Origin of the sequence: Pseudomonas sp. 18.1.10, from assembly GCF_024655625.1 — a bacterium.
Lineage (GTDB): Bacteria > Pseudomonadota > Gammaproteobacteria > Pseudomonadales > Pseudomonadaceae > Aquipseudomonas.
This window is the reverse complement of record NZ_JANLGL010000345.1, coordinates 1-4,008: the sequence shown is the minus strand read 5'-3', so window position 1 is coordinate 4,008 and position 4,008 is coordinate 1. Positions and strand designations below refer to the sequence as shown.

At 60.8% G+C, this 4,008-nt stretch carries 4 protein-coding genes; 3 read left to right on the top strand and 1 reads right to left on the bottom strand.

From position 1 onward, the window contains the following. Positions 1 to 149: 149 nt before the first annotated feature. Entirely contained in the window at positions 150 to 587 is a 438-nt protein-coding gene (locus NUV89_RS28280; protein ID WP_003171734.1) for a YhcB family protein, read from the bottom strand. 147 nt (positions 588 to 734) lie between these two features. On the opposite strand from NUV89_RS28280, the gene NUV89_RS28275 reads away from it, so the two are divergent. From NUV89_RS28275 to zapE, 3 genes are all read left to right on the top strand, one after another. Further along, positions 735 to 1,364, top strand: coding sequence for an alpha/beta hydrolase (locus tag NUV89_RS28275; protein ID WP_257783907.1), 630 nt, complete (start codon positions 735 to 737; stop codon positions 1,362 to 1,364). A gap of 24 nt (positions 1,365 to 1,388) precedes the next feature. After that, complete coding sequence (locus NUV89_RS28270; RefSeq protein WP_257783906.1) at positions 1,389 to 2,744, top strand: tryptophan--tRNA ligase; 1,356 nt, start codon at positions 1,389 to 1,391, stop codon at positions 2,742 to 2,744. 79 nt (positions 2,745 to 2,823) lie between these two features. Beyond that, a complete protein-coding gene (gene zapE / locus NUV89_RS28265; RefSeq protein WP_026136490.1) occupies positions 2,824 to 3,918 on the top strand; it encodes a cell division protein ZapE in 1,095 nt (364 codons plus the stop codon). Positions 3,919 to 4,008: the final 90 nt, after the last annotated feature.

Genomic DNA, 4,008 nt, shown 5'->3' with positions numbered 1-4,008 from the left:
GGGTCAGTTGATGCATAGGCTGATTGACACACCGCTTTCGCGAGCAAGCCCGCTCCCACATTGGGTCTCCAGTGTTTTTGAGAATGAGCAGGCAACAAAAAGCCCGGCTGATCCTCGATCAGCCGGGCTTTTTTGTGCTTGAAGAAAACTTACTTCTTCAAACCGTAATGCTCATCCAGCATGCCTGGGGCGTTCGGCGTTTTTGGCGCGTAGTCCCGTGGCGGCTCCTGGTTTTCCCGGGGTGGGGTCAGGCGCTCACGTGGTGTTTGCGGTGCATCGGAATGCAACGCGGCCAGCAGGCGCTGACGGGTGATGTCGTCGAGGGCCAGGCGGTTGGCGCCATCGGCGAGGTGGTCCTGTACTTCCTGGTAGCTCTGGGTGAGCTTCTTGACCAGGGTCGCGGTGCTGTTGAAGTGGGTAACAACCTCGTTCTGATAACTGTCAAAACGTTCCTGAATGTCATCCAACTGACGCTGCGTGCGGTTAGGCGCGGCATTCGGCAGCAGGCGAGCAACCAGGAATCCAATGGCGACACCGGCAACCAGGGCAAGAGTCGGCAACAACCAAACTAAGAGCGAGTGTTCCACGAGTCCTTCCTCTATAAACGGCTTTGCTTTACGTTAACGGCTCAAACCTGCGCTGTATACCGCGATTAAGCTCGCAATGATGCCAAGCACAGACTTTTAGCTAGACGAGTCGACCCATTGAGAGGTCACGGAGTTCATCTCTTGCTCATGCGTGAAACCCCCGTTTTGATCGAAGGCCCGGTGGGCCAACTGGAAGCCCTGTACCTGGATCACCCCGAACCACGGGGCCTGGCGCTGATCTGCCACCCCAACCCGGTGCAGGGTGGCACCATGCTCAATAAAGTCGTCTCGACCCTGCAACGCACCGCCCGCGATGCTGGTTTGATTACGTTGCGCTTCAATTACCGTGGCGTCGGCGCGAGTGCCGGCACCCACGACATGAGCACCGGTGAAGTGGACGACGCCGAAGCGGCCGCCACCTGGCTGCGGGAAAAACACCCCGACCTGCCGATGACCCTGCTCGGTTTCTCCTTTGGTGGCTACGTGGCCGCCAGCCTCGGCGGCCGCCTGGAAGCCAAAGGCGAGCAGCTCGCGCACCTGTTCATGGTCGCCGCGGCGGTGATGCGCCTGCGCGACACCGACCTGCTGCCGTTGGGCTGCCCGCTGACCCTGATCCAGCCGGAAACCGACGAAGTGGTCGACCCGCAGACCGTCTACGACTGGTCCGCCGCCCTGAATCGCCCCCATGAGCTGCTGAAAGTGGCAGAATGCGGGCACTTTTTTCATGGCAAGCTCACCGATCTCAAGGATCTGGTGCTGCCGCGCCTTTCGAATTGATAGCAGTCTGATAAGCGATTACCCATGACGACTCGTACCCGTATCCTCACCGGCATCACCACCACCGGCACGCCGCACCTGGGCAACTACGCCGGTGCGATCCGCCCGGCGATCCTCGCCAGCCAGGACGCCAATGCCGACTCCTTCTACTTCCTGGCCGACTACCACGCCCTGATCAAATGCGATGACCCGCAGCGCATCCAGCGCTCGCGCATGGAAATCGCCGCGACCTGGCTGGCCGGTGGCCTGGATGTGAACCGGGTGACGTTCTATCGCCAGTCGGACATCCCGGAAATCCCCGAGCTGACCTGGCTGCTCACCTGCGTTGCCGCCAAGGGCCTGCTCAACCGCGCCCATGCGTACAAGGCGTCGGTGGACAAGAACGTGGAAACCGGCGAAGACCCGGATGCGGGCATCACCATGGGCCTGTACAGCTACCCGGTGCTGATGGCGGCGGACATCCTGATGTTCAACGCGCACAAGGTGCCGGTGGGTCGCGACCAGATCCAGCACGTGGAAATGGCCCGCGACATCGGCCAGCGCTTCAACCACCTGTTTGGCAACGGTAAAGAGTTCTTCACCATGCCCGAAGCGCTGATCGAAGAAAGCGTCGCCACCTTGCCGGGCCTGGATGGCCGCAAGATGTCCAAGAGCTACGACAACACCATCCCGTTGTTCACCAGCGCCAAGGACATGAAGGACGCGATCTCGCGCATCGTCACCGATTCCCGCGCGCCGGGCGAAGCCAAGGACCCGGACAATTCCCACCTGTTTACCTTGTTCCAGGCATTCGCCAGCAAGGCCCAGGAAGAAGAGTTCCGTGCCGAGCTGCTGCAAGGCCTGGGCTGGGGCGAGGCGAAGAACCGTCTGTTCCAACTGCTGGACGGTCAATTGGGCGAAGCCCGCGAGCGTTACCATCAACTGATGTCGCGCCCGTCGGACATGGAAGACCTGCTGCTGATCGGCGCCAAGAAGGCCCGCGCCGTGGCGGCACCGTTCCTCGCCGAGCTGCGTGAAGCAGTTGGCCTGCGTTCGTTCGTCGAGCAAGCCGCAGCACCGGTGGCCGCCAAGAAGAAAGCCGCGAAAGCCGCGCGTTTCGTCAGCTTCCGCGAAGACGACGGCAGCTTCCGCTTCCGCCTGCTGGCCGCCGATGGCGAGCAACTGCTGTTGTCGCGCAACTTCGCCGATGGTAAAGCTGCTGGTGCTGTGACCAAGCAATTGCAAAACGGTGACGCGCTGGACGTACGCAGCGACGCCCTGAGCTTCAGCGTCTGGCTGGACGGCAATGCCGTGGCCGACAGCGCCGCGTTCGCCGACGCCGCTTCCCGCGACGCCGCCATCGCCGCCCTGCGCATCGCGTTGACGCCCATCGAAGATTGACCCGACCAAGGGTTGATTGCCATTAATCAGGGCCGTCGTTACAGTGACGGCCCGTTTTTGTTGCCTTGCTAACGAAATTATGACGCCCCTAGAACGATATCAAGCTGATCTGAAACGCCCTGAATTCTTCCACGACGCTGCGCAGGAAACGGCGGTGCGTCACTTGCAGCGCCTGTACGACGACCTCGTCGCCGCCTCGCAAAGCAAGCCGGGAATGTTCAGCAAGCTGTTTGGCAAGAAAGACCACACGCCGGTCAAAGGCCTGTACTTCTGGGGCGGCGTCGGCCGCGGCAAGACTTACCTGGTAGACACCTTCTTCGAAGCGCTGCCGTTCAAGGAAAAGGTCCGCACCCACTTCCACCGCTTCATGAAGCGTGTGCACGAAGAGATGAAGACCCTGCCGGGCGAGAAAAACCCGCTGACCATCATCGCCAAGCGTTTCTCCGACGAAGCGCGGGTGATCTGCTTCGATGAGTTCTTCGTCTCCGACATCACCGACGCCATGATCCTCGGCACCTTGATGGAAGAACTGTTCAAGAACGGCGTGACCCTGGTCGCCACCTCGAACATCGTGCCCGACGGCCTGTACAAGGACGGCCTGCAACGCGCACGCTTCCTGCCGGCCATCGCGCTCATCAAGCAGAACACCGAGATCGTCAACGTCGACAGCGGCGTCGACTACCGCCTGCGTCACCTGGAGCAAGCAGAGCTGTTCCACTTCCCGCTCAACGAAGCGGCGCACGAAAGCCTGCGCAAGAGCTTCCGCGCCCTGACGCCGGAATGCACCCAGGCGGTGGAAAACGACAAGCTGATGATCGAAAACCGCGAGATCATCGCGCTGCGTACGTGCGATGACGTGGCGTGGTTCGACTTCCGCGCCCTGTGCGACGGCCCGCGCAGCCAGAACGACTACATCGAACTGGGCAAGATCTTCCATGCGGTGATCTTGAGCGGTGTGGAGCAGATGAGCGTGACCACCGACGACATCGCGCGGCGGTTTATCAACATGGTCGATGAGTTCTATGACCGTAACGTGAAGCTGATTATCTCGGCGGAAGTGGAGTTGAAGGACCTGTATACCGGGGGGCGATTGACCTTTGAATTCCAGCGGACCTTGAGTCGCTTGCTAGAGATGCAGTCCCACGAGTTCCTGGCGCGCGGGCACAAGCCGTAAGCCAATCTCCAGGCGCAATGGAGATCAAAATGTGGGAGCTGGCTTGCCTGCGATAGCGGTGTACCAGCCAACAGATAAGTTGGCTGACAG